At 52.2% G+C, this 25,477-nt stretch carries 25 protein-coding genes and 1 pseudogene; 19 read left to right on the forward strand and 7 right to left on the reverse strand.

Features of this window, described 5'->3' with window-relative positions; genetic code table 11:
* Positions 1 to 8 precede the first annotated feature (8 nt).
* The 3 genes from N7E60_RS00405 to N7E60_RS00415 all read right to left on the reverse strand — a co-directional run bounded on the left by N7E60_RS00405 (position 9) and on the right by N7E60_RS00415 (position 3,669).
* Positions 9 to 818 (reverse strand): Cof-type HAD-IIB family hydrolase, encoded by an 810-nt coding sequence (locus N7E60_RS00405; protein WP_269598524.1) that lies wholly within the window; start codon positions 816 to 818, stop codon positions 9 to 11.
* Positions 819 to 921: 103 nt separating this feature from the next.
* Positions 922 to 1,941, reverse strand: coding sequence for an alpha/beta fold hydrolase (locus tag N7E60_RS00410; protein WP_157891153.1), 1,020 nt, complete (start codon positions 1,939 to 1,941; stop codon positions 922 to 924).
* 129 nt (positions 1,942 to 2,070) lie between these two features.
* Positions 2,071 to 3,669: an AbgT family transporter gene (locus tag N7E60_RS00415; RefSeq protein ID WP_269597838.1), complete on the reverse strand. Its 1,599-nt coding sequence runs from the start codon at positions 3,667 to 3,669 to the stop codon at positions 2,071 to 2,073.
* A 252-nt stretch (positions 3,670 to 3,921) separates the two neighbouring features.
* Between N7E60_RS00415 and N7E60_RS00420 the strand changes: the two genes are divergently transcribed.
* From N7E60_RS00420 to N7E60_RS00435, 4 genes are all read left to right on the forward strand, one after another.
* The gene (locus N7E60_RS00420) at positions 3,922 to 4,932 is read left to right on the forward strand and encodes an acyltransferase (RefSeq protein ID WP_269597839.1); all 1,011 of its coding nucleotides are present in this window, start codon (positions 3,922 to 3,924) and stop codon (positions 4,930 to 4,932) included.
* Between the two features lie 133 nt (positions 4,933 to 5,065).
* Entirely contained in the window at positions 5,066 to 5,425 is a 360-nt protein-coding gene (locus tag N7E60_RS00425) for a DUF4145 domain-containing protein (protein WP_069590252.1), read from the forward strand.
* 133 nt (positions 5,426 to 5,558) lie between these two features.
* Positions 5,559 to 6,188 (forward strand): lysoplasmalogenase, encoded by a 630-nt coding sequence (locus N7E60_RS00430; RefSeq protein ID WP_077454998.1) that lies wholly within the window; start codon positions 5,559 to 5,561, stop codon positions 6,186 to 6,188.
* A 9-nt stretch (positions 6,189 to 6,197) separates the two neighbouring features.
* The gene (locus tag N7E60_RS00435) at positions 6,198 to 6,500 is read left to right on the forward strand and encodes a putative signal transducing protein (RefSeq protein ID WP_269597841.1); all 303 of its coding nucleotides are present in this window, start codon (positions 6,198 to 6,200) and stop codon (positions 6,498 to 6,500) included.
* 1 nt (position 6,501) lies between these two features.
* Here N7E60_RS00435 and N7E60_RS00440 read toward each other — a convergent pair whose 3' ends face one another.
* On the reverse strand, positions 6,502 to 6,768 hold the full coding sequence (locus N7E60_RS00440) for a DUF1145 domain-containing protein (protein ID WP_069590257.1): 267 nt from the start codon (positions 6,766 to 6,768) through the stop codon (positions 6,502 to 6,504).
* Positions 6,765 to 7,376, reverse strand: coding sequence for a 16S rRNA (guanine(966)-N(2))-methyltransferase RsmD (gene rsmD / locus N7E60_RS00445; RefSeq protein ID WP_167313809.1), 612 nt, complete (start codon positions 7,374 to 7,376; stop codon positions 6,765 to 6,767). The genes N7E60_RS00440 and rsmD overlap by 4 nt, the downstream gene beginning before the upstream one ends.
* Before the next feature lie 765 nt (positions 7,377 to 8,141).
* Here rsmD and ftsY point away from each other — a divergent pair.
* The 8 genes and pseudogenes from ftsY to N7E60_RS00485 form a co-directional block, all read left to right on the forward strand.
* A pseudogene (gene ftsY / locus N7E60_RS00450) lies at positions 8,142 to 9,164 on the forward strand (signal recognition particle-docking protein FtsY); the annotation flags it as partial.
* 2 nt (positions 9,165 to 9,166) lie between these two features.
* Positions 9,167 to 9,835: a cell division ATP-binding protein FtsE gene (gene ftsE, locus N7E60_RS00455; protein WP_069589049.1), complete on the forward strand. Its 669-nt coding sequence runs from the start codon at positions 9,167 to 9,169 to the stop codon at positions 9,833 to 9,835.
* Positions 9,750 to 10,772, forward strand: a complete 1,023-nt coding sequence (gene ftsX, locus N7E60_RS00460; protein WP_408642330.1) for a permease-like cell division protein FtsX — start codon at positions 9,750 to 9,752, stop codon at positions 10,770 to 10,772. The genes ftsE and ftsX overlap by 86 nt, the downstream gene beginning before the upstream one ends.
* A 120-nt stretch (positions 10,773 to 10,892) precedes the next feature.
* The gene (rpoH, locus tag N7E60_RS00465) at positions 10,893 to 11,756 is read left to right on the forward strand and encodes an RNA polymerase sigma factor RpoH (RefSeq protein WP_069589047.1); all 864 of its coding nucleotides are present in this window, start codon (positions 10,893 to 10,895) and stop codon (positions 11,754 to 11,756) included.
* 316 nt (positions 11,757 to 12,072) lie between these two features.
* A complete protein-coding gene (gene glpE / locus N7E60_RS00470; protein WP_069589045.1) occupies positions 12,073 to 12,405 on the forward strand; it encodes a thiosulfate sulfurtransferase GlpE in 333 nt (110 codons plus the stop codon).
* A gap of 15 nt (positions 12,406 to 12,420) precedes the next feature.
* Positions 12,421 to 13,251: a rhomboid family intramembrane serine protease GlpG gene (gene glpG / locus N7E60_RS00475; protein ID WP_077639817.1), complete on the forward strand. Its 831-nt coding sequence runs from the start codon at positions 12,421 to 12,423 to the stop codon at positions 13,249 to 13,251.
* 233 nt (positions 13,252 to 13,484) lie between these two features.
* Positions 13,485 to 14,846, forward strand: a complete 1,362-nt coding sequence (glpT, locus tag N7E60_RS00480) for a glycerol-3-phosphate transporter (protein WP_167313813.1) — start codon at positions 13,485 to 13,487, stop codon at positions 14,844 to 14,846.
* 85 nt (positions 14,847 to 14,931) lie between these two features.
* Positions 14,932 to 15,723: a DeoR/GlpR family transcriptional regulator gene (locus N7E60_RS00485; RefSeq protein WP_077480948.1), complete on the forward strand. Its 792-nt coding sequence runs from the start codon at positions 14,932 to 14,934 to the stop codon at positions 15,721 to 15,723.
* A 14-nt stretch (positions 15,724 to 15,737) separates the two neighbouring features.
* On the opposite strand, the gene N7E60_RS00490 is transcribed toward N7E60_RS00485, so the two are convergent.
* A complete protein-coding gene (locus N7E60_RS00490; protein ID WP_069589058.1) occupies positions 15,738 to 16,157 on the reverse strand; it encodes a flagellar basal body-associated protein FliL in 420 nt (139 codons plus the stop codon).
* A 158-nt stretch (positions 16,158 to 16,315) separates the two neighbouring features.
* On the opposite strand from N7E60_RS00490, the gene N7E60_RS00495 reads away from it, so the two are divergent.
* Both N7E60_RS00495 and ubiA read left to right on the forward strand, forming a co-directional pair.
* Positions 16,316 to 16,858 carry a chorismate lyase gene (locus N7E60_RS00495; protein ID WP_069589039.1) on the forward strand — a complete coding sequence of 181 codons (543 nt, stop codon included), beginning with the start codon at positions 16,316 to 16,318 and terminating at the stop codon, positions 16,856 to 16,858.
* Complete coding sequence (gene ubiA, locus N7E60_RS00500; protein WP_077765121.1) at positions 16,855 to 17,709, forward strand: 4-hydroxybenzoate octaprenyltransferase; 855 nt, start codon at positions 16,855 to 16,857, stop codon at positions 17,707 to 17,709. Before N7E60_RS00495 ends, ubiA begins: the two co-directional genes overlap by 4 nt.
* A 68-nt stretch (positions 17,710 to 17,777) precedes the next feature.
* Here the strand turns inward: ubiA and plsB are convergent, their stop codons facing one another.
* A complete protein-coding gene (gene plsB, locus N7E60_RS00505; RefSeq protein WP_269597844.1) occupies positions 17,778 to 20,243 on the reverse strand; it encodes a glycerol-3-phosphate 1-O-acyltransferase PlsB in 2,466 nt (821 codons plus the stop codon).
* A 203-nt stretch (positions 20,244 to 20,446) separates the two neighbouring features.
* Between plsB and lexA the strand changes: the two genes are divergently transcribed.
* The 5 genes from lexA to N7E60_RS00530 all read left to right on the forward strand — a co-directional run bounded on the left by lexA (position 20,447) and on the right by N7E60_RS00530 (position 25,471).
* Entirely contained in the window at positions 20,447 to 21,073 is a 627-nt protein-coding gene (gene lexA / locus N7E60_RS00510; protein WP_069589035.1) for a transcriptional repressor LexA, read from the forward strand.
* Positions 21,074 to 21,195: 122 nt separating this feature from the next.
* Positions 21,196 to 21,990 carry a class I SAM-dependent methyltransferase gene (locus tag N7E60_RS00515; RefSeq protein WP_371414194.1) on the forward strand — a complete coding sequence of 265 codons (795 nt, stop codon included), beginning with the start codon at positions 21,196 to 21,198 and terminating at the stop codon, positions 21,988 to 21,990.
* A gap of 237 nt (positions 21,991 to 22,227) precedes the next feature.
* Positions 22,228 to 23,343, forward strand: a complete 1,116-nt coding sequence (gene coxB, locus N7E60_RS00520; protein ID WP_167313816.1) for a cytochrome c oxidase subunit II — start codon at positions 22,228 to 22,230, stop codon at positions 23,341 to 23,343.
* Positions 23,344 to 23,352: 9 nt separating this feature from the next.
* Positions 23,353 to 24,954 (forward strand): cytochrome c oxidase subunit I, encoded by a 1,602-nt coding sequence (ctaD, locus tag N7E60_RS00525; RefSeq protein ID WP_269597845.1) that lies wholly within the window; start codon positions 23,353 to 23,355, stop codon positions 24,952 to 24,954.
* Complete coding sequence (locus N7E60_RS00530; RefSeq protein ID WP_269597847.1) at positions 24,944 to 25,471, forward strand: cytochrome c oxidase assembly protein; 528 nt, start codon at positions 24,944 to 24,946, stop codon at positions 25,469 to 25,471. The genes ctaD and N7E60_RS00530 overlap by 11 nt, the downstream gene beginning before the upstream one ends.
* The last annotated feature ends 6 nt before the right edge of the window (positions 25,472 to 25,477 follow it).

Consider the following 25,477-nt stretch of genomic DNA (forward strand, 5'->3'; position numbering starts at 1 on the left):
CCAACCGCTTAGGATTGTGGTGCGAGCAGATGCGCGTTTAAGTAGCGTGCAACTGCCTCATCGGCGTGGCTGCCAATAATTGCGTTGTCCGACAAGGTGGCTTTGACGCGCGCTTGTGCGGTAGCCATCACCAAGCCGCGACCGGCGGCGCGCAGCATCTCGACATCGTTCATGCCATCGCCAAACGCGATACAGTCGGCCAGATTGAGCTGATGACGACGCGCGACTTCCTCGAGTGCGGCTCCTTTGGACACCCCATTGCCCATCACTTCCAAGCAGAAGGGAGTCGAGAAAGCGATACTGATGCTATCGCCGTATTGCGACAAAAACTGATGCTCATATTTGAGTAAGTGGTCGTGATCATGACGAATAAAGAAAATCTTCGCGATGTTATCGACCGGTGGATTCTCCACATCAAACTCTTTGGCGTTAAAGCCAGAGTCTTGGTGATAACGCGCGAGCTCTTCATCCATTTTGCTCAACAGCCAATCATTATCGCGATATAGGTGAATGGTGACGGTTGGGTCGTGCTTCACCTCGTTAATCAGGCTTGCGACGATCGCGGGATCAACGTTGTGCTGATACACCAGTTGGTCATTGCTGTCGTGTACACGGGCACCGTTAGAGGTGATCATGTAAGCAGGGATCCCCACGGTTTCACGAATGCTTGCCACATCAACATGATGACGTCCGGTGGCGAACACAAAGTGAATGCCTTGCTGGTGGAGTTGTTGCAGCACCTGCTTAGTATAGGGGGCGATACGGTGCTCGGGGGTTAGCAAGGTACCGTCCAAATCAGAAGCGACGAGTTTGTACATCATGTCCTCATTGGTTCAGGCGATCATAATCACAGTATGCTCTGAGTCTACTGCAACTTATTGGGGTTAAAAAGGGAACAGTATCACTGTCTTTTTTCCGCTTTTACTCGCCAACATAGCGCGAGAAAAAGGCATCAATCTCACGCAGTGCTGTGACTCTGTGATTATCCGTTTCGAATAAAATTTCATGCCGAGCACCGTCGAACGTTCGCCATTGGCTGGATTGACCGGCTTGTTTACGCACGGCGTGAAATTGTGACATCGCTGGATTAGAAACGATCAATTCTTCGCCCGCTTGGCAGATAAACGTCGGGGTGGTCAGCGAGGGAGCAAGGGCCAGACAGCGCGTCCCCGCGGCTAATCCTTCCGCTATCCAACGCGCGCTGGGCCCACCGATTTGTAGCTGTGGCTGGTTGATATAAAGCTGGCGAAACCACGCATAACGGGCACGAGAATGCGTGAGACGATTTTGCTCAAAGGGTACGTGGCGATAGCCGACTTGCCCGGGTCCAAAGCGTGGAGGATGTTGATAGCGCGCTAAGGAGCGACATAACCAAGGTGCGATACGTCCAAGCCAAGGGCTCACTTGCACACCAAACATGGGGGCCGTCAGCGCGATAGCCTGCACAGCCCCCGGATACTGGTGGGCGTATAAGGTGGCAATTGCCCCGCCCATTGAATGGCCGAGCATAAACCAATCATCATAATGACGGTGGGCGCGGACTTGTTGCATGAAGGTCGCCACATCCGCGACATAATCATCAAAGCGTTCGACATGGCCCAGATCGCGTGGTTTTAAGACCAAGCGTTGAGACAAGCCTTGGCCGCGGTGGTCAAAGCTGTAGACGTCATAGCCCATCTGAAAGAGATCGTAGAAGATCTCTTGGTATTTCATCACGCTTTCAATCCGGCCATTAATCACCACCACCGCTTTGGTGTGCTTGGGGTGAGTAAAACTGCACCAATGCAGTCTCAGGCCGCCTTCGCCATGAAATGTGCCTTGTTCGCGCTGTTGCCAAAAGGGGGTAATGGCGTCTTTAAAGGCATCGGTAAATTGGGCTTCCCGCGCCATTGCGTCAGGGTCAAAGGCCGCCGGTTTATCGGCATGAGCTGGGGTTGTCATTGTCATTGCTTACCATCGCTGTGATAAAGCTACTATAACCGCCTTCGGGTAGGGATGAAAATGACGGGATAATGAAAAGAAAAAGGCAAGCATGACTGCATGCTTGCCGAAATCATCCTACTGGGGGAATTACTGATTGAAGTTGTAATACGTTTCTGCGCCGGGGCCGACAGGCAAACCTAGCACAAAGACCCAGACGTAGAACAAGATGCTCCATCCCACCATAAAGATCATCGAGTAGGGCAGCATGGTCGCAATCAAGGTGCCCATACCGAGATTTTTCACATAACGGGAGGCGACCGCCAGAATCAGGCCAAAGTAGCTCATCATCGGCGTAATAATGTTGGTGACGGAGTCGCCAATCCGATACGCCGCCTGAATGGTTTCTGGGGCATACCCCACCAGCATCAACATAGGCACAAAAATCGGTGCGGTGATAGCCCATTGCGCGGACGCCGAGCCGAGCGAGAGGTTAATCAGGCCACACATCAAGATGAAGGCAAAGAATAATGCTGGCCCGGTTAAACCGATGGTCTGTAAAAAGTCAGCGCCGCCGACCGCAATCACTTGGCCGAAATGGGTCCACTTAAAGAAGGCGACAAATTGGGCGGCGAAAAACACCAATACGATGTACATGCCCATAGCGCTCATCGACTTAGACATTGAATCAATCACGTCGCGATCGTTATTGATGGTGCCGACGGTGCGACCAAACACGATACCTGGGACGGCAAAGAACACCATGATAAAGGCAACAATCCCTTTCAAAAACGGCGACCCTGCCACTTCACCGGTTTCTGGGTGACGAAGTGGTCCCCACTCTGGGACGATGGTCAGCGCCAAGATACCGCTGACAATCAACATCGAAATGCCGGCATTACGAAGACCGCGCTTCTCGTCCTCACTCAGTTTGCTGGCAGAGGCAGCAGTGACATCTTCCGAGGCTTGGCTGTGGTCATACTGACCGAGCTTAGGCTCTACAATCTTATCGGTGATCCACGCACCAACAATAGCAATGAAGAAGGTAGAAACGAACATAAAGTACCAGTTCATCTCTGGGCCGACACTGTAGTCTGGGTCAATCATTTGTGCTGCCGACTCGGTGATCCCAGACAGCAAAGGGTCGACCGTGCCTAACAATAAATTCGCCGAGTAACCGCCGGATACGCCTGCAAACGCGGCGGCAAGGCCAGCCAATGGATGACGACCTAATGAGTGGAAGATCATTGCGGCAAGTGGGATCAGAACGACATAACCTAGCTCCGCAGCGGTATTCGATACGATACCGGCAAACACGATGGTAAAGGTCACGGTACGGCGCGATGCCCCCATTACCAGCCCGCGCATCGAGGCCGACAATAGCCCCGAATGCTCTGCGACCGATACACCCAGCATGGCGACCAGCACGGTGCCGAGTGGGGCAAAGCCTGTAAAGTTTTTCACCAAGTTGGTGACTATCATTTGCAAGCCTTCGGCGTTTAGTAGGCTTTGCACATAAATCATGCCATCAGCGGCACGTCCTTTCGCGCCCTCAGGGCGAGGGTCGGCGACGGCAAGATCAAAGTAACCGGCAATACCGGACGCGAGTAGAATCGCGACACAGAAGATTGCGAACAGTGTCACTGGGTGAGGAAGCAAGTTGCCGAGCCATTCGACGGTATCGAGAAAGCGCGTAAACAGCGTGCGCTTGTGCGGCCCACCTTGTTGCTCAGTGGTACTTGAGTGCATGTCATCGTCTCCTTGGTTGAACTGCATTTTCCCGTCTCTGGGAAAAGGAGGCCGGATGTTAATTGTTTTTTTAACTATATTGCAAGATTAAACACTAATTTTTAACTTAATAACCCGATCCGTGTACTGGTTTTATGGATAAAAACTGACATATTTGACTGTATCTTTGCGCATTTGTCGGTTATCTCACCGTAAGTTCGCGTAATATGTTGGGAGCGTCTGACAGCCTAAAGCGTAAAAAGGTGTTAACAAATGCAGGATGATTCTTCCCAAGGGCATATCGACTATCTCGATGGATTACGTGTGCTCGCCGCCTTGTTTGTGGTGGCGATTCATGTATTGGGCCCCTATCGTATGGAACTGGGTCAAATTCCAGACAGTGATTGGCTGGTGGCGGTAGGACTCAATACCGCCAGCCGCTGGGCGGTACCGGTGTTTATCATGATCTCGGGCTTGCTGCTATTGTCTGCGAGTAAACCCTTTAACTGGTCACACTTTTTGCGTCGGCGGGTGATGAAAGTCGTGGTGCCTTTTGCGGTGTGGTCTGGCGTGTTTGCGGTGATTGCGGGGCTTTCAGCGCAAGGCTTTTCACTGGCGACCACGCTCTCGACCCTACAAGCGGCGCCATGGAATGAAACCTATTACCACTTGGGCTTTTTCTATTACTACATTCCCTTGCTGCTGTGGGTGCCGGTGTTACGGCCGGTATTAGCCCGTTTGCCATCTGTCGCCGTCGCACTGGTCGGCTTACTGTGGATTGGCGTGACAGCTTGGTATTTAGCCGGAGGACAAGGCTGGTGGCGTAACGACTTCATCTTGTATGGTGGCTATTTATGGCTAGGTTTTTGGTTGCACCAGTACCCGCGTGCTCGGGTGTTGTGGTGGGGCTTGGGCGTGGCGGCACTGGGTGCAACCATGTATCAGGTTTTAGCGACCAGCCTTGCCCATCAACGCTATATCACCCAAGGTTGGCTGTCATACACCACGGTGAATACCGTTTTAATCAGCGCCGCAGTGTTTCTGGCTATGCGTGCGTTGATGGCGGGGCGGGCAAGCCCGGCATGGCTCGCGAAACTGAGTCGTTATAGCTTGGGCATTTACCTTCTCCATCCGCTATTTTTGTGGCCAATACGTGCTTATTGGCCCACGTTATCGCCAGCGTGGTGGTGGATCCCAGTGCTCACTTTGTATGCCTTCAGTGGCGCCGCCTTAGTCACGGCGTGGCTGCAGCGCCACCGAGGCACTGCTTGGCTGGTTCCTTGATGGGCGGCCAAGCGGTTAGACGTGCAGGGTTAATCTGTTGGTCAAGATCGCAATCGTGATAGACCCGCCATCCAATCGACACAAAAACCGCCATACTGTATAAACTGGTTAGTGACCAGCGAAGGGAGAAACCATGGATGAAGTAGCAGTGGTGATCAAACACAGTCGGCGTTTAGAAAGCCTGCTGCGTCAGCATTACCACGCGGATGGAAAAGGCTTGCATCAGCTTATCGATAGCTGCCAAAAACGTTTGCCCAATGATGTGATCGGCAAGCTGCGTTTTGTGGCGACGATCCGTAACAAAGTGGTACATGAAGAAGGCTTTGAAGTGGACGACTTACGCCAATTCGTGTCCGTGTGCAAAGCGTGTGAAGCGGAGCTGGTCCCGCGCAGTCATCGTTTGATTTGGCGGCTGGCAGCCGGTCTTATTTTTCTCTTTACCGCCGGCGCGCTTTGGTTTTATGCACAAGTATGGCCTCAGTGGAGTGGCTAACACCAAAGGCGAATGGCGTTGCCTTCTCTTACCATCATTTTTTCTAACTGGATCTTGTTCTCACCAAGGGTAGCTGGACATCTGCCCAACGCGGCATAGACTTGGCGTCCTTGTCGTGAAAGGAATGATAATCATGTGGAGCTGGTTCGCTGTCTGTTGTTCTGGACTGCTACATATCTCCGCAGCCTACCGTGGCCCTCGCTGGCAGTTTTATCTGTTTAAGCCGCTCACTATAGTGCTGCTGGTACTGATTGGCAGTACCCAGATTACCGAGTCGACTTACGCTCAGCTCGTGCTCTCGGCACTGCTGCTTTCGCTGGTCGGTGACATCTTCTTAATGCTGCCCAAAGATCGGTTTGTGCAGGGGCTCACCAGCTTTTTGTTTGCCCATATCGTCTATACCGTCGCGTTCTGGTATCAGTTTGATGGCCATATTGTGTGGTGGTTGCCGTCCTTGCTATCCGGGCTCGGGATCATTGTCTTTTTGTTATTGCTGCCCAGTCTCGGTAAGTTAGCGTTGCCAGTGGCTGTTTATATTGCCGTGATCGTACAAATGGCTTGGGCGGCCGGCGAGTATTGGCTCAATACCCACTCGACGCCTGCAGCATTGGCATTTGGCGGGGCCATTTTGTTTATGATCTCAGATACGGTGTTGGCGTTTTCACGCTTTAAAGGTGAATTTCGTGCTTCTCAGGCAGTGGTGATGACGACCTACTTTATGGCTCAAGCCCTGATCACCGCGTCAGTGATTTACGCATCGTGAGGCGACGGGATGGAAAAGGTCTATCAAGCCAGTAATACACTTGAAGCACACAGCCTGAAGGGGTTGCTGGCGAGCCATAATATCCCGTGTTTGCTAAAAGGTGAGGCTTTAAGCGCTGCAGTCGGTGAGCTGCCGACCGACGTACAAGGTGTCACGCTTTGGGTGGCACCAGAGCATATCCATCAAGCGCGCGTGTTACTCCAAGAGTACGAAGCACAAAGTCAGACGCGCTGGGTGTGCGGTCATTGTGGTGAGGATAATGCGGGCAGTTTTGAGTTGTGCTGGCAATGCCAACACAACCGTGATGACTAGCTCAGACCATATATTTTCGACGAATATCGAGCAGCGCGAAAATACCAAAAATCAAAATGGACCACTTCTCCCAACGCGTCATCGCAATTTTATCGCCAAACGCGCCTAAGAAGATCAGCATCTGCAATCCATGCATCACCAATAAAAAGCCAGTCATAATATACAGCGCCATCGCGGCCACGCCCGGGAAGGGGTGAAACATATTGGCAATCAATACCAACCAGACAAAGGCGATGGCGGCTTTAGCCAGAATAATCAGTGCTTTCATGCATCCTCTCTAAAATACAGTCGATAATTGACTTGGCCCGCGGATTTATCTCGGTGCAACCGCCAATTCGCCGGTGCATCGTGTGTGCTGAGTTCATTCTCGGCTTCGACATAAATACAGGCATCGGGTGACAGCCAACCTTGCGATTCTAGCGCATTCAGGGTGTCTGCCAGTAATCCTTCTCGAAAGGGAGGATCAACAAAGACAATATCAAACGGTTCACCCTGATGGCCTGCGCGCAATTTGGCTACGGCGTCGCCTTGTACCACATTCGCCTGTGCTGCCTGTAACTGGGTGAGGTTGGTGCTCAGCTGTTTGGCCGCTTGAGGATTCATTTCGCAAAATGTGACCCATGCAGCACCGCGTGAGAGAGCTTCAAACCCCAACCCGCCGCTACCGGCAAAAACATCCAAGCAGCGGGCACCAGGTAGATAGGGGGCTAACCAGTTAAACACCGTTTCTTTGACTCTGTCTGTGGTGGGGCGCAGGCCTTGCGCATCCTGTACTGCCAACTTACGACCACGCCAGCGGCCAGCAATAATTCTTACAGTACCTGCCGCACGTGATGGCGAAGCAGATGAAGGTTTCCGGGAGGCGCGTTTAACCATAGATTTTTTGACCGTAAAGAAGGTGATAGACTATGCCGATTCGGTAATGTGCCGCTGATTGTACCAAGCATGCTTTAGGATTTGCCAATGGCAGAAAAAAAGAAACGTGGATTAATGTCGTGGCTGGGTTTCGGCCGCAAAAAAGAACAGCCAGAACCAGAACAAGAATCGCATACTCAGCCGTCAGACGTGGCGGAAGACGCGGTGGAGTCAGCCACATCGGTTGATAGCCTCAATGATCAGGCTGCATCACAAAATGAACAAGAAAGCCTTGCGCCTGAGGTAGAAAGCGACACGCATACCGTGCCAGAGCCAGAGCCAGAGCCAGAGCCAGAGCCAGAGCCAGAGCCAGAGCCAGAGCCAGAGCCAGAGCCAGAGCCAGAGCCAGAGCCAGAGCCAGAGCCAGAGCCAGAGCCAGAGCCAGAGCCAGAGCCAGAGCCAGAGCCAGAGCCAGAGCCAGAGCCAGAGCCAGAGCCAGAGCCAGAGCCAGAGCCAGAGCCAGAGCCAGAGCCAGAGCCAGAGCCAGAGCCAGAGCCAGAGCCAGAGCCAGAGCCAGAGCCAGAGCCAGAGCCAGAGCCAGAGCCAGAGCCAGAGCCAGAGCCAGAGCCAGAGCCAGAGCCAGAGCCAGAGCCAGAGCCAGAGCCAGAGCCAGAGCCAGAGCCAGAGCCAGAGCCAGAGCCAGAGCCAGAGCCAGAGCCAGAGCCAGAGCCAGAGCCAGAGCCAGAGCCAGAGCCAGAGCCAGAGCCAGAGCCAGAGCCAGAGCCAGAGCCAGAGCCAGAGCCAGAGCCAGAGCCAGAGCCAGAGCCAGAGCCAGAGCCAGAGCCAGACTCACAATCTGCTGCGGTTCGCGAGCGGGAAAGACCGCAGCGCGAAGGCTTTTTTGCCCGCCTAAAACGTGGCTTACAAAAAACCAAGACCAACTTAGGGTCTGGGTTCTTTGGCCTATTTAGTGGCAAAAAGATCGATGATGAACTGTTCGAAGAGCTTGAAGAACAGTTGCTGATTGCCGATGTGGGCATGGAAGCAACCACCAAAATCATTGATAACCTGACCGATAAAGCTAGCCGTCGCGATCTGAAAGATGGGGAAGCCCTGTATGGCATTCTCAAACAAGAAATGGCGCAGATGCTGGAAAAAGTCGAACAGCCGCTGGTGATTAGCGATCAAAAGCCCTATGTGATTTTAATGGTCGGCGTGAACGGGGTGGGCAAAACCACCACTATCGGCAAGATGGCGCGTCAATTCCAAGACCAAGGCAAATCGGTGATGCTAGCTGCTGGTGACACCTTCCGAGCCGCCGCTGTCGAGCAACTTCAGGCTTGGGGCGAGCGTAATCACGTACCTGTGATTGCCCAGCACACCGGCGCTGACAGTGCCTCTGTGCTTTATGATGCGATTGAGGCGGCGAAAGCCCGTAATGTGGATGTGGTAATTGCCGACACCGCGGGACGCTTGCAAAACAAAGCCAACTTGATGGAAGAGCTGCGTAAAATTGTGCGTGTAATGCAAAAACTGGATGTTGGCGCGCCGCATGAAGTGATGCTGACCCTTGATGCTGGCACCGGACAAAACGCGATCAGCCAAGCGAAACTGTTTAATGACATTGCGCCGCTAACCGGTATTACCCTCACAAAATTGGACGGGACCGCCAAAGGTGGCGTCATTTTTGCCGTGGCTGAACAATTTAATATTCCCATCCGCTATATTGGGGTAGGCGAAGGCATTGAGGATCTTCGCACCTTCAATGCCAATGACTTTATCGAGGCCTTATTTAGCCGGGAGGAGTAACCGTGATCCAGTTTCAGCAGGTCAGCAAAGCCTATCGGGGCGGCCGCCAAGCACTGCAAAAAGTGAATTTCGACTTGCCTAAGGGTGATATGGCGCTGCTTACCGGCCACTCTGGCGCGGGAAAGAGCACCTTGCTGAAGCTGATTTGTGCCATTGAGCGGCCCAGTGATGGGCAGATTTTTTTCAATGGTCATGATATTTCTCGGATCCCTCGTCAAGATGTTCCCTTTTTGCGCCGTCATTTAGGGATCATCTTTCAAGATCACAAGCTATTGATGGACGCGACTGTGTATGAAAACGTCGCGCTCCCTTTGCGTATTGAGCAACAGTCAGACAACGAGATAAAAAAGCGGGTTTCGGCGGCGCTGGATAAAGTCGGCTTACTGGATAAAGCGCGTTGTTATCCTATTCAGTTGTCAGGGGGTGAACAGCAACGTGTTGGAATTGCCCGTGCGGTGGTGAATCGTCCCCAAGTGCTGCTGGCCGATGAGCCAACCGGTAATTTGGATGCTGCATTATCGGCGCAAATCATGGAGCTCTTTCGCTTGTTCAACCAAGTGGGCGTTACCATTCTAATGGCCACCCATGATACATCCTTGCTTGAACAATATCGCCATTTGCGTCGTTTTGAACTCAATCAAGGCAGCTTGGCGGAGGTACGTCATGGCTGAAGGCTTTGTACAAACCCAGCGCCGACACGCACGCGCGGCATGGCAAGATCTCTTTCAACGTCCGGTTGGGAATTTGCTCACTCTGACGGTACTGGCCGTTGCCCTGTCTTTGCCAGTCACTTTCTACTTACTGGCTAAAAACGTCTTGGCAGTGACCGACCAATGGCACAACCCAGCGGAGTTGAGTGTCTATCTTGATAAAGCGCAGACCGAGGCACAATCGCAAGCCCTTGCTAGCGATATTCGCGGTTGGTCTGATGTGGCCAGTGTGACCTATATTTCGCCTTCACAAGGGCTCGATACTTTGCGTGTCCAACGTGGCTTTGAACAGGCCGTTAGCTTGCTCGACAACAACCCACTTCCGGCGGTGTTAGTGGTCGTGCCGCGCGTCGATGTGTCTGCCTCTGACAGCGGAACACAGGTTGCGCTCAGCCAAGTGGCGCAAGGGTTATCGGCGAAGCTCACTGCATTGGATGGTGTCGAAGAGGTACGTCTCGACAGCGATTGGCTAGCCAGACTGGAAGCGATCAAGCACATTGCTATCACCTTGGCTTGGTTGTTCTCGGGGCTGATGCTGGCAGCGGTGCTGCTAGTGGTCGGCAATACCCTGAGGTTACAGGTGCTCCATCATCAATCCCGTATTCAAGTGATGAAGATGGTGGGGGCAACCGACAGCTTTATTTTGCGTCCCTATCTCTACATGGGCGCTTGGTTAGGCGGATTGGCAGCGGTGTTGGCATGGGTGATTACCGCATTAAATACGTTTTTAATGGATGCGGCGGTTAGTCAATTGGCACAGCTTTATGACAATCGCTTTACGCTCACCGGACTTGGTTGGGATGAATCTTTGCTATTGTTGATGGTGTCCACCTTATTAGGGGTGTTGGCCGCGGTGTTGGCGACACGTCGTCATCTAAAAGAAATTGAACCTGTGTAGACTTATTGCGGTCATAGAGCACGAGACACACAACAGGGCTTGCAGTTTTACCCCGCTTGGGTATATTTTTGCATGCTTAATCAGCAATTCGGTCTTCGACGATTCGGAAACGAGGTTTGAATGACAAAAGAGATGTACGCACTGGCCCCCATCGCACAGGATAACTTAGACAGTTACCTGCAGGCGGTGAATAGCCACCCCATGCTCACTGCCGAAGAGGAGCATGCGTTGGCCGAGCGTCTCCATTACCATGGTGATCTTGAGGCAGCGAAATCGCTGATCCTCTCACACTTGCGTTTTGTTGTTCATATCGCCCGTGGATACACCGGATACGGCTTACCCATGGCAGATTTAGTGCAAGAGGGTAACATCGGCTTGATGAAAGCGGTCAAACGTTTTAACCCAGAAGTCGGCGTTCGCCTTGTCTCCTTTGCGGTGCACTGGATCAAAGCCGAAATTCACGAGTACGTGCTGCGTAACTGGCGTATCGTTAAAGTGGCAACCACCAAAGCACAGCGTAAGCTGTTCTTTAACCTTCGCAAAAACAAAAAGCGCTTGGGGTGGTTTAACAACGATGAAGTGAACATGGTGGCGGAGCAACTTGGTGTTGATGCAGCAGAAGTCCGCGAGATGGAAGCACGTCTCGCCGCGCAAGATGCGACCTTCGAAGCCCCAGCAAACGCCGATGATGAGCGTGATGGCGCCGCCATGGCTCCAGTCTACTATTTAGAAGACAAGAGCTCTGACGTTGCGGCCTCGCTAGAGGCGGAAAACTGGGAATCGCACGCGAACCGTCGTCTTGCCCATGCACTGGCTGCATTGGATGAGCGAAGCCAACACATTGTTCGCGCACGTTGGTTGGATGATGACAAGGCCACGTTGCAAGACTTGGCGGATCATTACCAAGTGTCGGCTGAGCGGATTCGCCAGCTTGAAAAAAATGCGATGAAGAAATTGAAACACGCCATGGGTGACGCTCTATAGCGCTATCCATGCGAATAAACCGGCCTGCGGGCCGGTTTTTTTATATCTGTTGATCATCAGAGTTGGATAGTTTCACGAAACTTATTCACAGCTTATCCATGATCAGATCTATATCTAGTGGATCCTCTTCGACGATCTTCGCTTATCAACGCAATCCACACCTTTTTCCACAGACGATCAATAAATAACCATAACCTAACCTGTCTAACAAGCGAGGCGGCCTAAACTCAGGTACAATGCCGCTTATAACGAGCGGCGCGATAGCATCGTGCTACATAACTTTGGGAATAACTCTGTGAGTGGAGTGGAATTAGGTATGGATCAGTTTGCTCATATCTCTGTGACCGATGCGTGGGAAATGCTGCGTGATGATCAGCAAAATGCAGTATTAGTGGATATTCGCGATCCACAAACCTTTCAAGTGGCGCACTCTCAAGGTGCCTTTCACTTAACCAACGACACCTTGGTCGCCTTTATGGATCAGGTCGACTTTGATCAACCCGTACTGGTGATGTGCTACCACGGCATTAGCAGCCAAGGGGCGGCACAGTATTTAATTAACCAAGGGTTCGAGTCTGTCTACAGTGTCGATGGTGGCTTTGAGGCTTGGCATCGTCAGGCCCTGCCGACTGAGTCAGGACTGGAATAGGCGCAAGGAGCCTCTATGCAAAAAATGGCGGTACTGCCTAACGCTCGGCTGGCGCAGGCATTTGTCGATTATGCAGCAGCGCATAAGGTGGCGATTGAACTGGCTCCGGAAGCGGATGCCCAAGTGGCGTTATGGCTGGTCGATGACAGCCAAGCCGCCTGGGTTGAACAAGAACTGGCCCGTTTTGTGGCGGAGCCTATGCATAGCCGCTATCAAGCTGCGTCTTGGCAGGTAGCGGAAACCCGTCACGCTCGGTTTCATTATCCCTCCGCAGGGTTATGGCAAACGGTGAAAGACAAATCTGGACCAGTGACGATTACCGTGATGATCGCGTGTGCCGCCTTGTTTGCCATGATGATCTTGGGCGGGTTTGAGGTCGTCGTGCGCAGCTTGCTGTTTCCCGCTGACAGCGAGCAGCGCTGGCAATTGTGGCGGTTGTTTAGTCACGCCTTGCTTCATTTCTCGGCGCTACACATCGTCTTTAACTTGCTGTGGTGGTGGGTACTTGGGGGACGTATCGAGCAACGGGCTGGTGGCAGCAAGCTGATGCAGATTTTCCTCTTTGCCGCCCTTTTTTCCGGTCTGGGGCAATATTGGCTGGAAGGGCCTTATTTTGGCGGCTTATCCGGCGTGGTTTACGCGCTTTTAGGCTATTTATGGTGGTTAACGTGGCTCGCCCCCGAGCGCGGGTTAACCATTGAGAAACCGTATGTCGTGTTTATGTTGGCATGGTTAGTGATTGGGTTCTTCCAACCACTGGGTATGAATATCGCCAATATGGCGCACGTGTTTGGTTTAGGCGTCGGTTGCTTACTCGGCCTTTGGGATGCCAAACGCGCGGCCTAACATTGTCCGTCAAACAAACGCAAACGAAAAAGAGCAGATTACTGCTCTTTTTTTATTCGAACGCACATTTTTATTGTTCTAGATCGATAATTTATGTTCGGATTCACGGTTTTTGTTTTCATTTTGAGTAAATATTCCACCCGTTGAGCGTATTCGAATATTTCAATGCTCACTCTTTTGATTTGTAACCCTTTTACCTATCCATCGCGTACATCTTACTGAGGAACCCTCTCATGTTTGGAATCTTTCGTCCGGCACCTCACCGGCAAAGATTGCCAGAATCGCAAGTCGGCTCAACCTACACCCGACTGCGTTGGCAATTGTTTATTGGTATCTTTATCGGTTATGCCGGTTACTACCTAGTGCGTAAAAACTTCAGCTTGGCGATGCCATTTCTTATTGAAGAATATGGTTTTAGCCGCGGTGATCTTGGCTTTGCATTAGCTGCTGTCTCGATCGCTTACGGTCTGTCCAAGTTCCTCATGGGCAGCGTGTCTGACCGCTCTAACCCTCGCTACTTCTTGAGTGCTGGCCTGTTAATGTCATCGTTGGTGATGTTCTGTTTTGGCTTTATGCCGTGGGCAACCAGCAGTATTACCATCATGTTTATCCTGCTGTTTATTAACGGTTGGGTGCAAGGCATGGGCTGGCCGGCTTGCGGGCGTACCATGGTGCACTGGTGGTCACGCCGCGAGCGTGGTGAGCTGGTGTCTGTTTGGAACGTGGCACATAACGTGGGGGGCGGCTTGATTGGTCCGCTATTCTTGCTTGGCCTGTGGCTGTTCAATGACGACTGGCGTGCCTCTTTCTATGTCCCGGCGTTTTTTGCAGTCTTGGTCGCGGTATTCATCTGGTTAACCCTGCGCGATACCCCGCAATCATGTGGTTTGCCACCGATTGAAGAATACAAAAACGACTATCCAGAAAACTACGACGAAGAAGCCTTTGAGAAGGAAATGACCGCCAAAGATATCTTCGTGACGTATGTACTGAAAAACCGTCTTTTGTGGTACATCGCGATTGCTAACGCCTTTGTCTACTTGATTCGCTATGGCGTATTGGACTGGGCACCTGTGTATCTGGATGAAGCCAAAGGCTTCACCGTCGATAAGTCCTCATGGGCTTACTTCCTCTACGAGTGGGCGGGGATTCCGGGCACACTGCTGTGTGGTTGGATGTCAGATAAGTTCTTCAAAGGGGCACGAGCGCCGGCGGGTGTGCTGTTCATGGTCTTAGTCACCTTGGCGGTATTAGTCTATTGGTTTAACCCTGCAGGCAATCCGGGCGTCGATATGGTCGCGCTGGTGGCGATTGGCTTCTTGATTTATGGTCCTGTGATGCTGATCGGCTTGTATGCGCTTGAGCTTGCACCGAAAAAAGCGGCCGGTACGGCGGCAGGTTTAACCGGACTATTCGGTTACCTCGGTGGTGCTGTGGTGGCCAATATTGCATTGGGTTATACCGTGGATCACTTTGGTTGGGACGGTGGCTTTATGCTCCTTACCGGTGGCTGTATCTTGGCGATTTTCTTCCTATGCTTAGCATGGGTAGGTGAGAGCCGAGTGCGTCGTGAGTCACCGGCACATGCTGCCTAAACAATCAGTCTTGGCATTGCCCATAGGCAATGAGTAAACTAGAAAGCCCCCGTGACCGCGGGGGCTTTTTGTAAGGGGAGATGCAGTGAAGCAAAACAAACGTCATCAGCAAATCATTGATCTGGTTAAGTCACAAGGATACGTGAGCACGGAAGACTTGGTTGAGCGCTTCAATGTCAGCCCGCAAACGATTCGACGCGATCTCAATGAATTGGCCGCAGAGAACCACATTCGCCGCCATCACGGTGGGGCGACCGTACCGTCGAGTTCGGAAAACACTGCGTATGCAACGCGTAAGGTCTTACAGCAGCACGAAAAAGACACCATTGCTCAAGCTTTGGTGAAGCACATTCCGGATGGCGCGACCTTGTTTATTGATATCGGCACCACACCGGAGGCGGTCGCGCGCGCGTTACTCAATCACCATAACTTACGGGTGGTGACCAATAACTTAAATGCCGCTGCTATCTTAATGCCCAAGCAGGATTTCACCCTGATTATTGCAGGGGGCGAAGTGCGCAACCGTGACGGGGGTATTGTGGGTGAAGCTACCCTCGATTTTATCTCCCAGTTCCGCCTCGACTTCGGCATTTTGGGGATCAGTGGCATTGATGATGATGGGTCGCTGCTTGATTTTGACTACCACGAGGTACGTGTCAAAAAAGCGATTCTAGATAACAGCCGCTGTGTGATGCTGGCTGCCGACCATACCAAGTTTGGTCGTAATGCCATGGTGAATCTTGGCAACATTACCCAACTCGATATGGTCTTTACCGATGCCGAGCCACCGAGCAATGTGCGCGATATGCTGTTAGCGCAAGGTGGCCACCTTGAAGTGGTGCCCAGTGATGCTGAGCAAGATGCGTTATCCGCGTAGCGGATAACGATCGCTTATTGGTATAGGTACTTGGTAAACAAGAGATCGGCGAGAATGCGTCGATTGGTTTCTGCTAATAAGAGCTCATTGACGCGCTCTAGGCAGGCTTTACGGATTGCTTCTCGACCGGATAGCGATTTTATCTTGGTGACGGTTTGCTGACTCAAGGTCTCGATGATGGCATCACGGATCAGCGGCGCATGGTATTCCAGCTCACGCACCAGTTTCGGGTCATCGACCATCAGCTCCACTTTGACATTGATAAAGCCGAGCCGGCTCCCCTCAGTGACATAGTTGGTGGTGATCTCAGGCTCTAGGGAAAAGTAGCTGTATTTGGGCGCTTGTCCATCACCCTCTGCTTCAGCGAACACGGCCGAGCTGGTCAGTAATAATAGGCCGACCAAGGCCATCCATAAGGTTTGAATCTTTCTCATATCCACCCAGCAATTCAGTTGCTCATATGATAGGGTTAGGCCGCCCTGCATTCTCCAATCGGGACTGGCTTGCTACAATTGCCAGCCGAGTATAGCAATATTGTAAGCCACCGAGGGGATGAAGCGGGCGAATTTTGCGCGATGTGGCACAGGAAACAATGTCGGATTTAAATCAAACCTATTTGGCGGCGCTGAAACAAGCGCGCTGGGAACGACCAGATATCGCCGCGTTAAAACGCTCTCAACATGGGAGTTGGTTACTCGAATCGCATTCGATGACGGCTCGACTCAAGCGCCACTGTCAGCGCTTTGATGTGGATGTGGTCAACGTGTATCAACTGACGCCGGATAAACTGACCACGGATGAAGTGGCATTAATCGGTCACGAGGCGTGCGTGGTGCGTGAAGTGATCTTAAAGGGAGACGGCCACGCATGGGTTTGTGGGCGCACGCTGTTGCCCGCTTCCACGCTTGAAGGACAAGGCGGTTACTTGAACGCACTAGGCGCCGTGCCGTTAGGCCAGCATGTCTTTAAACAGCGCGCATCGCGCCGTGATGCGATTGAAGTGGCGGAAGTAACGATGCCAACGGGTGGCCTTCAGGCGCGTCGCTCGCGGCTTTGGCTACATAACCGTCCGATGTTGGTGGCGGAATTGTTTTTACCTGATTCGCCCATGTACGGAAAGGAGATCCCCGCATGAGCCCTAAGTTAGTGGCGCTGGCTCAACTGGCCCGTCTTGACCGCCCGATTGGGACCTTATTATTTTTATGGCCAACCTTGTGGGCCTTATTTTTGGCTGCCGACGGTCTACCGCCATTCGATGTGCTGGCGGTTTTTGTATTGGGCGTATACATGATGCGTGCCGCCGGATGCGTGATTAATGACTATGCGGACCGTCATTTTGATGGCCATGTTAAACGCACCAAGGACAGGCCACTGCCGTCTGGACGTATTAGCGAAAAAGAGGCGCTGGCGCTCTTTTTTGGCTTGGTTCTCGCCTCGTTTGCGCTGGTATTAACGCAAAACCTGTTGACCATTCAACTGTCCTTTGTCGGTGTCGCCTTGGCGTTTGTCTATCCCTTTATGAAGCGTTATACCCATCTTCCTCAATTGGTATTGGGGCTGGCGTTTAGTTGGGGGATCCCGATGGGATTTGCCGCCGTACAAGACACCATTCCTCCCGTTGCGTGGCTTTTGTTTATGGCAAATAACTGTTGGATCATTGCCTACGACACCCTTTATGCCATGGTCGACCGAGATGATGATTTGAAGATCGGGGTGAAATCGACCGCCATTTTATTTGGCCGTTGGGACAAAGCGGCGATTGGTGGTTTGCAATTATCGACACTGTTACTGCTGATGTTGGTGGGGAATTGGCTGGCCCTATCGGCAGGCTTTCATTGGAGCTTGCTGGCCGCGTTCGCGTTGTTTGTTTACCAGCAGTATTTAGTGCGTGAGCGAGAAAGAATGCCTTGCTTTCAGGCATTTATGAACAATAACTATGTGGGTTTGGTGATTTTTCTGGGCGTCTTAGCGGGCGTATACCTTTAAGCAATCACTGACCCTGACACATAAAAAAGGCGCATCATGCGCCTTTTTTAGTGCTCAATATCGGATGCTTATTGCCCGCTATCGGACTCGGTGTTTTCTGCGCGGCCCGTCAGTGGCTGATTAAGCACGGCCTGAATGGTGAGCTGGACTTCCGGTGAAATCAGCCCGCATACCAAATCATTCAGTGCTTGGATGCGCTCAGCATTGGCTTTGGCATCATCATCGAGATAGCCTTGCTCACGAAGCGTATCCACAAAGGTACTGAACACGCCTTTATCAAAAAACTCCGGCGCGTTGATCCCGTGTAGGCGGCTTAAACGCTGTGCCAACATTTGGCTGTGTTTTTCCAGATCACGCTTTTCAATATGCGGCTGGTGGGTGTACAAGGTCAACGTAATTGCATAGCGTTGCAAGGTTTCGACGATGGTACGCCCCAGCAATTGCAACTCACCCAGCTTGGCATTGTTCATGGTCACTTTATCGTCGTTACAACAAATCAGCGACTGTGCCTGCATGGCATGCAATAGCGCATCAAAGTAGCTATCTAAGCTGGCTTGGTCAAAACTCATAAACAGCTCGGCTTTGAGCAGCGGATAAAGCTGCTGCACGCAGGCGCGTAAGCCACTTTGGCTGATGGTTTTGTGGGTGATCAGGATCTGCGCAATCAATGAAGGCAGCGCCACCAAATGGATCACGTTGTTGCGATAATAGGTCATCAAAATCGCTTGCTGACGGTTCAGCGAGATCACATCGCCCATGGTGTCTTTCTCGACCACAAACTTATTCAGTGACAACGCATGGTCGACTAAGTCCGCGGGACTATCTTGCGGCACACTGCAACAGGCCGAATACGGCGCTTGTGTAAGCAGCTGTTGATACACCGCAAGTTGAGTCTCCAATGCCTCGCGGCTTAAGGCGCGTTGACGGGAGGCCAGCAGTGCGGTGGCACAAAGGGTCAGGGCATTAGTGGCGGCCGCATCGTTAATCCGAGTCATTACTTTTTCAGCCAAGTCATTGACCACTGGATTCATCCAAGCGGGTTTCTGCGGCTCAATAGGATTGGTGTAATCATGCCAGTCCGGCACCTTGTCGTTCAGGTGTTGGTTCAGTGGAATAGGCTCGCCAAAGTTGACGTAACCCAGTCCGTAGTTACGCAGCTTACGCACAATGCCTACCACTTGACCAAAGCTCTCTTTTTCTTTGCGTTGGCCTTGCAGCTCTTTGGCGTAGGTGCTGACCTCCATCACGTGCTCGTAGCCAATATAGACGGGCACCAAGGTGATTGGGCGTTGTTGACCACGCAGCATGGCCTGCAAGGTCATGGCAAGCATCCCCGTTTTCGCCGGTAGCAAGCGACCTGTGCGTGAGCGGCCGCCCTCGGAGAAATACTCGACCGAATAGCCGCGAGCAAATAGCTCTGCCAAGTATTCACGGAAAACGGTGGAATACAGGCGGTTGCCTTTAAAGCTGCGGCGAATAAAGAAGGCGCCGCCACGGCGGAATAAGGGCCCAGCCGGGAAGAAGTTAAGGTTTACGCCGGCGGCAATATGCGGCGGTACCAGCCCTTCTTTATACAGCACATACGACAGCAACAAGTAGTCCATGTGTGAGCGGTGGCAGGGCACATAGACTATTTCATGGCCGTCTTGCGCCAACTGACGCACGCGCTCGGCGTTGTTGACGTTGATGCCTTGATACAGCTTGTTCCACAACCAAGTCAGCAGGCGATCACTATAGCGAATCAAGCGATAGGAGAAGTTGGCGGCGATCTCTTCCATCATATCGACCGCTTCTTTGCGCACTTTCTCAACCGAGACATTGCGGCTTTGGGCTTCATCATGAACCACTTTGTCGATCGCTTTCGACGCCAGCAGACGCTTAAAGAGTAAGGCACGATTCGGGAGGCGAGGTCCCGAGGCAGCGAGTTTTTGACGCGAGAAGTGGATCATCGCCACCCGCGCGAGTTTATGCGCGATCGCTTGGTCGGTGCCGTGCTTGTCGGCCATATAGCGTAGCGATACCGCTTGGCTGATACGCACCATGCCATCACGGCCACGGGTCAGAATCGTCCACAGTTTCTCAGGGCCATTCATGGCGCGCAAAATCGCTTGATCACGCTGCGTTTCGTTGCCCGGGTCCCGTTGCCACAGCACCGAGGCGGGGACGAGCTGAATATCTAGCTCACTGTCTTGACGATGAAGATTAAGTAAATCTTTAAAATGCGCCAAGGAACGGGCGGGTAAATCTTGCTGACCACTAAATACCTTACGGCCGTGGCTAATAAACACGTAGCGCGGCAAGGTAGTATCCCCAATGGTAAGGGGCTTTAACGGATCAGGTAGTCCTTGACGCAAACAGGTGCGCCTGAGGGTCAGCAAATCCGTGTGGGAGTGAAACGGCAGCACATAGACGATGGGCCGTGTTAACGATAGATTGAGCTGCTCAATTGGTTCGGATGGAATACAGTGGGTTTTTACCCATGCAGAGAGCGGCAAATTCAATAGCTTATAATAGAGTTTTTGCCAGAGAGCCATAACGGTTAGCGCCTCAAAATCAAAATGCGCGCCAAGGATAGCAGAAAAGTATGGCGAACTCGCAACGAAAGGTCGGGAAATTACGCTAACCCGCCGTTTCAAGCCACAATGAGATCCGCTTCTCGCTGCGCGAATTAGGCCTTTTCAAGCATTTAATTACTGGATATACTCACAGTTAACTGTATAAAAAGACAGGTAAGAGCATGAAGCCGTTAACCGCGAGACAACAGCAGGTTTTTGATTTAATCAAAGCCCATATCGAAGAGACAGGGATGCCGCCGACCCGTGCCGAGATTGCTCGTCAGTTGGGTTTTCGTTCCGCGAACGCGGCGGAAGAGCATCTAAAAGCCTTAGCCCGTAAAGGGGTGCTGGAGATTATTCCCGGCGCGTCACGAGGCATTCGTTTGATTTGCGAAGAAGAAGTGGTCGCCCCAGAAGATCAAGGTTTGCCGCTGATTGGTCGCGTGGCGGCTGGTGAGCCGATATTGGCGCAAGAGCATGTCGAAAGTCATTACCAAGTTGACCCTGCCTTGTTCAAACCGCGCGCTGACTTTTTATTACGCGTCAATGGCATGAGCATGAAAGACATCGGTATCCTAGATGGCGATTTACTGGCGGTGCACAAGACCCAAGATGTGCACAATGGCCAAGTCGTTGTTGCTCGCGTTGATGACGATGTGACCGTGAAGCGTCTTGAGAAAAAAGGCGCGCAAGTGGTATTGCACGCTGAAAATGATGAATTTATGCCGATCTCGGTGGATTTAACCGCACAATCACTGACCATTGAAGGCGTGGCTGTGGGTGTGATCCGTAACGCCGATTGGATGTAATTGGTTTCTGGCACGGGCGTCGCTCGCCCGTGATTTGACCGCGGTTAAAAAAACACCTTTGCATTATTGCTCAAGCAAACGATAATTATTATCATCTATAATTATCGTATGTGGAGGTGTCCGTGCGTACTCAACAGCATTCTGTTCCTAGCAAGCTATTTAAGCCGATGTGGCTGCGCAGCCGTGAGAGCCTTACCGATGATGGGGTGATTTACGATCCGGTGGCGGCTGCAGCCTGTCAGGGATGTGTTCTCCAGCCCGAATGTGATTGGCACAACTTGGATCAAACCCAGTTGCTTTATGCCACGCTTACCAGTCAATGTGATGCGATTGTAAAACAATTCTTAGCCCAGCATCCTACAGCGTGGATTATCAACGTGGGAGGCGGACTTGATACCCGTTTTTACCGTCTCGACAATGGCCGTTGCCGTTGGCTAGAGGTAGATGTCGACGAAACCTTACTCTGGCGTGAGCGACTCTTTCATACCAGTGAACGGTTTCGGATGGTGCAAGGCTCGGTCAAGCAGCTTGATTGGCTGGATCAGTTAGCGGTACCTGCCGGTCACCCCACCATGCTAATTTGTGACCAAGCCTTACTGGAGTGCAGTAACCGCGAAATTTCAGCCTTTTGCCATCATATCAGCCGCCACTTTCCGCAAATGGAAGCATGTTTAGTGCTGGCGGGGGACAAATGTCATACTCGCATGGGACAAAAGCTGGGCTGCGAACAGTACCAACATGGTTTTGCCGACCCGAGAATGGCGATCGTGAACGCGTTGCCGTGGGCGTGCCGCGTAGAAGAAAAATCACCGCTCGATAAACCCTGTCCCCGTTGGCGGTTGTGGCAACGTGCATTAGCGGCCATGCCACGCTATCGTCTCCGTTTCACGCCTGTTGTCCTTCATATCGAGTTATAGCTTTTCGCACTATTGTTTTTCTGCCGTCGTGCTCACACAAGGTGGGCACGTGTCTGGCTTTACGATCTTTTTCGCCGCGATTTTTTGTCCTTTTCGCCATCCTTGCCTAACTTAATTGTAAATAAAACGTTAACTATCGTTAGTGATTGTATCTGTGCGTATTCTCGTCAGCGTCAATCATGAGTGAGGCAGGAGGAAGCCGTGTTGAGGCGCCGATTACTACTTTTGATAGGGACAATGCTCCTTCCTGCAGTGGGTGTGCATGCTGCAGAACGAGAAGGTTGGAACCTCACCCAAGGGGTCACGGCCATCAGTCAGCAGGTGTATGACCTGCACATGACCATCTTTTATATCTGCGTTGCAATTGGCGTGCTGGTGTTCGGGGTGATGTTTTGGGCCATTATCCGCCATCGTAAATCCAAAGGCGCTAAACCTGCCTCATTCCATGAAAGCACCAAGGTAGAAATTGCGTGGACGCTCGTGCCGTTTTTGATTTTGGTGGGTATGGCGATTCCGGCCACCCAAGTGTTACTCGATATGGAAGACACCACCGAGCCGGACCTGACGGTGCAGGTAACGGGCTCACAATGGAAGTGGCATTACCGCTATTTTGACCATGACGTTGCCTTTTTTTCTCTACTTGCCTCCAGCCCCGAACAAATCCGCAATGAAAGACAAAAGCGTGACACCTATTTACTCGAGGTCGATCAGCCTCTGGTGTTGCCAGTCGGGCGCAAGGTGCGCTTTTTAATCACTTCACAAGATGTGATTCATTCGTGGTGGGTGCCCGCCTTTGCGGTGAAGAAAGATGCTAACCCCGGTTTTATTAATGAGGCATGGACCAAAATTGATAAGCCCGGCATTTATCGCGGCCAATGTGCAGAGCTGTGCGGTAAAGACCACGGCTTTATGCCGATTGTGGTGATCGCCAAGCCTCAAGAGGAATTTGATGCTTGGGTGCAAAAAACGGCGCTAGCACAGCAAAAAGCGCGCGAAGAGGAGCAACGCTTGCTGGACATGGAAATGCCGATGGATGAGCTGATGGCGCTTGGCAAGCAAGTGTATGACAGCCGCTGTGGCATGTGTCACCAAAGCGAAGGACAAGGGATGCCGGGCGTGTTCCCCGCGTTGGCCGGCGCTGAGATTGCCATTCAGCCGGATAGGTTGGTCGATCATATTGATATTGTCGTCAACGGCAAAGCAGGCACCGCCATGCAAGCGTTTGGTCCGCAATTGTCGCTCAAAGAATTGGCGGCGGTGGTGACCTATGAGCGCAATGCGTGGGGCAATGACACCGGTGATACCGTACAAGCTGCGCAAATCAACGCGGTGAAGTCAGGTGAAGATCTTTAGGAGCGCGTGATGACAGATACTACCCCAGATACCTTGCATGACGATCATCACCACAAACCGCGTGGGATCATGCGTTGGGTGTTGACCACCAACCACAAAGATATTGGCTCCATGTATCTGATTTTTAGCTTCACCATGTTTTTACTGGGTGGGGCGATGGCGATGGTTATTCGTGCTGAGCTTTTCCAGCCCGGCCTGCAACTGGTTGAGCCTAACTTTTTCAACCAAATGACTACAGTACACGGCCTGATCATGGTGTTTGGCGCGGTGATGCCCGCGTTTACCGGTTTGGCTAACTGGATGGTGCCGATGATGATAGGGGCGCCGGACATGGCGCTGCCGCGGATGAATAACTGGAGCTTTTGGATCCTGCCGTTCGCGTTTTTACTGCTTATTGGTTCCTTGTTTATGGAAGGCGGCGGCCCTAACTTTGGCTGGACGTTTTACGCGCCGCTGTCGACCACTTATAGCCCAGACAGTACTGGCCTGTTTGTCTTCGCCCTGCATATCATGGGGATCAGCTCCATCATGGGGGCCATCAATGTGATTGTCACCATCACCAATATGCGTGCGCCGGGCATGACCTACATGAAAATGCCGCTGTTTGTTTGGACGTGGCTGATCACGGCCTTTTTGTTGATTGCGGTAATGCCGGTATTGGCAGGGGCCGCCACCATGGTGCTTACCGATAAGTATTTTGGCACCAGCTTTTTTGATGCCGCGGGGGGCGGCGACCCTGTGATGTTCCAGCATATTTTCTGGTTCTTTGGTCACCCCGAGGTCTACATCATGATTTTGCCCAGCTTTGGCATTATTTCGGCCATTGTCCCTGCATTTTCACGGAAGCGCCTGTTCGGCTATAGCTCGATGGTGTATGCCACCGCCTCGATTGCGGGGTTAAGCTTTTTGGTATGGGCGCACCATATGTTCACCACCGGGATGCCTGTGTTTGCCGAATTGTTTTTCATGTTCTGCACCATGCTGATCTCGGTGCCGACTGGGGTGAAAGTCTTTAACTGGGTCGCCACCATGTGGCGGGGATCCTTGACCTTTGAAGTACCCATGTTGTTTGCAATTGCCTTTATTGTGCTGTTCACCATCGGCGGGTTTTCGGGCTTGATGCTGGCAATCACGCCGGTCGATTTTCAGTATCACGATACTTATTTTGTGGTGGCGCACTTCCACTATGTGCTGGTTTCGGGAGCGGTGTTCTCGATTATGGCCGCGGCTTACTACTGGCTCCCCAAGTGGACGGGCCATATGTTTAATGAAACCTTGGCCAAGTGGCACTTTTGGTGCTCAGTGATTTCGGTCAATGTGCTTTTCTTCCCCATGCACTTTCTGGGGCTGGCAGGGATGCCACGCCGGATCCCCGATTATGCCCTACAGTTTGCGGACGTAAACGCCATTGTCAGCATCGGTGGCTTTGCCTTTGGTTTATCGCAACTCATCTTCTTGGTCGTCGTGGTTAAGTGCGCGCGTGGTGGCGCCCCAGCGGCTGCCAAGCCATGGGATGGCGCTGAAGGGCTAGAATGGACCGTGCCATCGCCCGCACCGTATCACACCTTTGAGACACCGCCGGATCTAGAGGAGACGCGAGATGGCCACTAAATCAACCCGCTCCGCTCGTCGATTATTGTTGTTAGCGGTGGCCATGTTTGGCTTTGCGTTTGCCTTAGTGCCTTTGTACGACGTGTTCTGTGAGGTGACAGGGATCAATGGTAAAACCGATAACGAGGCCGCCGCATCCAGCGCGGGCATTGACCAAGACCGCTTGGTGACCATTGAGTTTATCGCCTATATCAACCCGGGGATGCGCTGGACGTTCGAGCCCCAAGTCAACCAGATGAAAGTGCACCCGGGTGAGACCCACACGATTAATTATCTCGCAACGAACAACGCACGCTATGACACCATTGGCCAAGCGGTGCCTTCGGTCTCACCCGGGATAGCCGCGCAATACTTGAACAAAATTGAATGCTTTTGTTTTAACCGTCAGCCTTTACCGCGTGGCGAGGATGCGGCTTTGCCCCTCGTGTTTTACGTGGATCCTGAGTTGCCGGATGACATTAACCACTTAACGCTGGCTTACACCTTGTTTGATGTGACCGCCAGCGCCGAGGAATAAGGAGGC

Source organism: Salinivibrio proteolyticus (assembly GCF_027286365.1).
In the GTDB taxonomy this organism is placed as follows: Bacteria; Pseudomonadota; Gammaproteobacteria; order Enterobacterales; family Vibrionaceae; genus Salinivibrio; species Salinivibrio proteolyticus.

Excerpts from the sequence above, each read along its gene's own strand:
- N7E60_RS00530 (WP_269597847.1), top strand. The coding sequence starts at position 24,944 with ATGGCCACTAAATCAACCCGCTCCGCTCGTCGATTATTGTTGTTAGCG.
- coxB (WP_167313816.1), top strand. The coding sequence starts at position 22,228 with ATGCTCCTTCCTGCAGTGGGTGTGCATGCTGCAGAACGAGAAGGTTGG.
- N7E60_RS00415 (WP_269597838.1), bottom strand. The coding sequence starts at position 3,669 with ATGCACTCAAGTACCACTGAGCAACAAGGTGGGCCGCACAAGCGCACG.
- N7E60_RS00440 (WP_069590257.1), bottom strand. The coding sequence starts at position 6,768 with ATGAAAGCACTGATTATTCTGGCTAAAGCCGCCATCGCCTTTGTCTGG.
- ftsX (WP_408642330.1), top strand. The coding sequence starts at position 9,750 with ATGATACATCCTTGCTTGAACAATATCGCCATTTGCGTCGTTTTGAAC.
- lexA (WP_069589035.1), top strand. The coding sequence starts at position 20,447 with ATGAAGCCGTTAACCGCGAGACAACAGCAGGTTTTTGATTTAATCAAA.
- N7E60_RS00420 (WP_269597839.1), top strand. The coding sequence starts at position 3,922 with ATGCAGGATGATTCTTCCCAAGGGCATATCGACTATCTCGATGGATTA.
- N7E60_RS00430 (WP_077454998.1), top strand. The coding sequence starts at position 5,559 with ATGTGGAGCTGGTTCGCTGTCTGTTGTTCTGGACTGCTACATATCTCC.
- N7E60_RS00495 (WP_069589039.1), top strand. The coding sequence starts at position 16,316 with ATGTCGGATTTAAATCAAACCTATTTGGCGGCGCTGAAACAAGCGCGC.
- rpoH (WP_069589047.1), top strand. The coding sequence starts at position 10,893 with ATGACAAAAGAGATGTACGCACTGGCCCCCATCGCACAGGATAACTTA.
- N7E60_RS00490 (WP_069589058.1), bottom strand. The coding sequence starts at position 16,157 with ATGAGAAAGATTCAAACCTTATGGATGGCCTTGGTCGGCCTATTATTA.
- ubiA (WP_077765121.1), top strand. The coding sequence starts at position 16,855 with ATGAGCCCTAAGTTAGTGGCGCTGGCTCAACTGGCCCGTCTTGACCGC.
- plsB (WP_269597844.1), bottom strand. The coding sequence starts at position 20,243 with ATGGCTCTCTGGCAAAAACTCTATTATAAGCTATTGAATTTGCCGCTC.
- N7E60_RS00410 (WP_157891153.1), bottom strand. The coding sequence starts at position 1,941 with ATGACAACCCCAGCTCATGCCGATAAACCGGCGGCCTTTGACCCTGAC.
- N7E60_RS00405 (WP_269598524.1), bottom strand. The coding sequence starts at position 818 with ATGTACAAACTCGTCGCTTCTGATTTGGACGGTACCTTGCTAACCCCC.
- glpG (WP_077639817.1), top strand. The coding sequence starts at position 12,421 with ATGCAAAAAATGGCGGTACTGCCTAACGCTCGGCTGGCGCAGGCATTT.
- N7E60_RS00435 (WP_269597841.1), top strand. The coding sequence starts at position 6,198 with ATGGAAAAGGTCTATCAAGCCAGTAATACACTTGAAGCACACAGCCTG.
- rsmD (WP_167313809.1), bottom strand. The coding sequence starts at position 7,376 with ATGGTTAAACGCGCCTCCCGGAAACCTTCATCTGCTTCGCCATCACGT.
- glpE (WP_069589045.1), top strand. The coding sequence starts at position 12,073 with ATGGATCAGTTTGCTCATATCTCTGTGACCGATGCGTGGGAAATGCTG.
- ctaD (WP_269597845.1), top strand. The coding sequence starts at position 23,353 with ATGACAGATACTACCCCAGATACCTTGCATGACGATCATCACCACAAA.
- N7E60_RS00425 (WP_069590252.1), top strand. The coding sequence starts at position 5,066 with ATGGATGAAGTAGCAGTGGTGATCAAACACAGTCGGCGTTTAGAAAGC.
- glpT (WP_167313813.1), top strand. The coding sequence starts at position 13,485 with ATGTTTGGAATCTTTCGTCCGGCACCTCACCGGCAAAGATTGCCAGAA.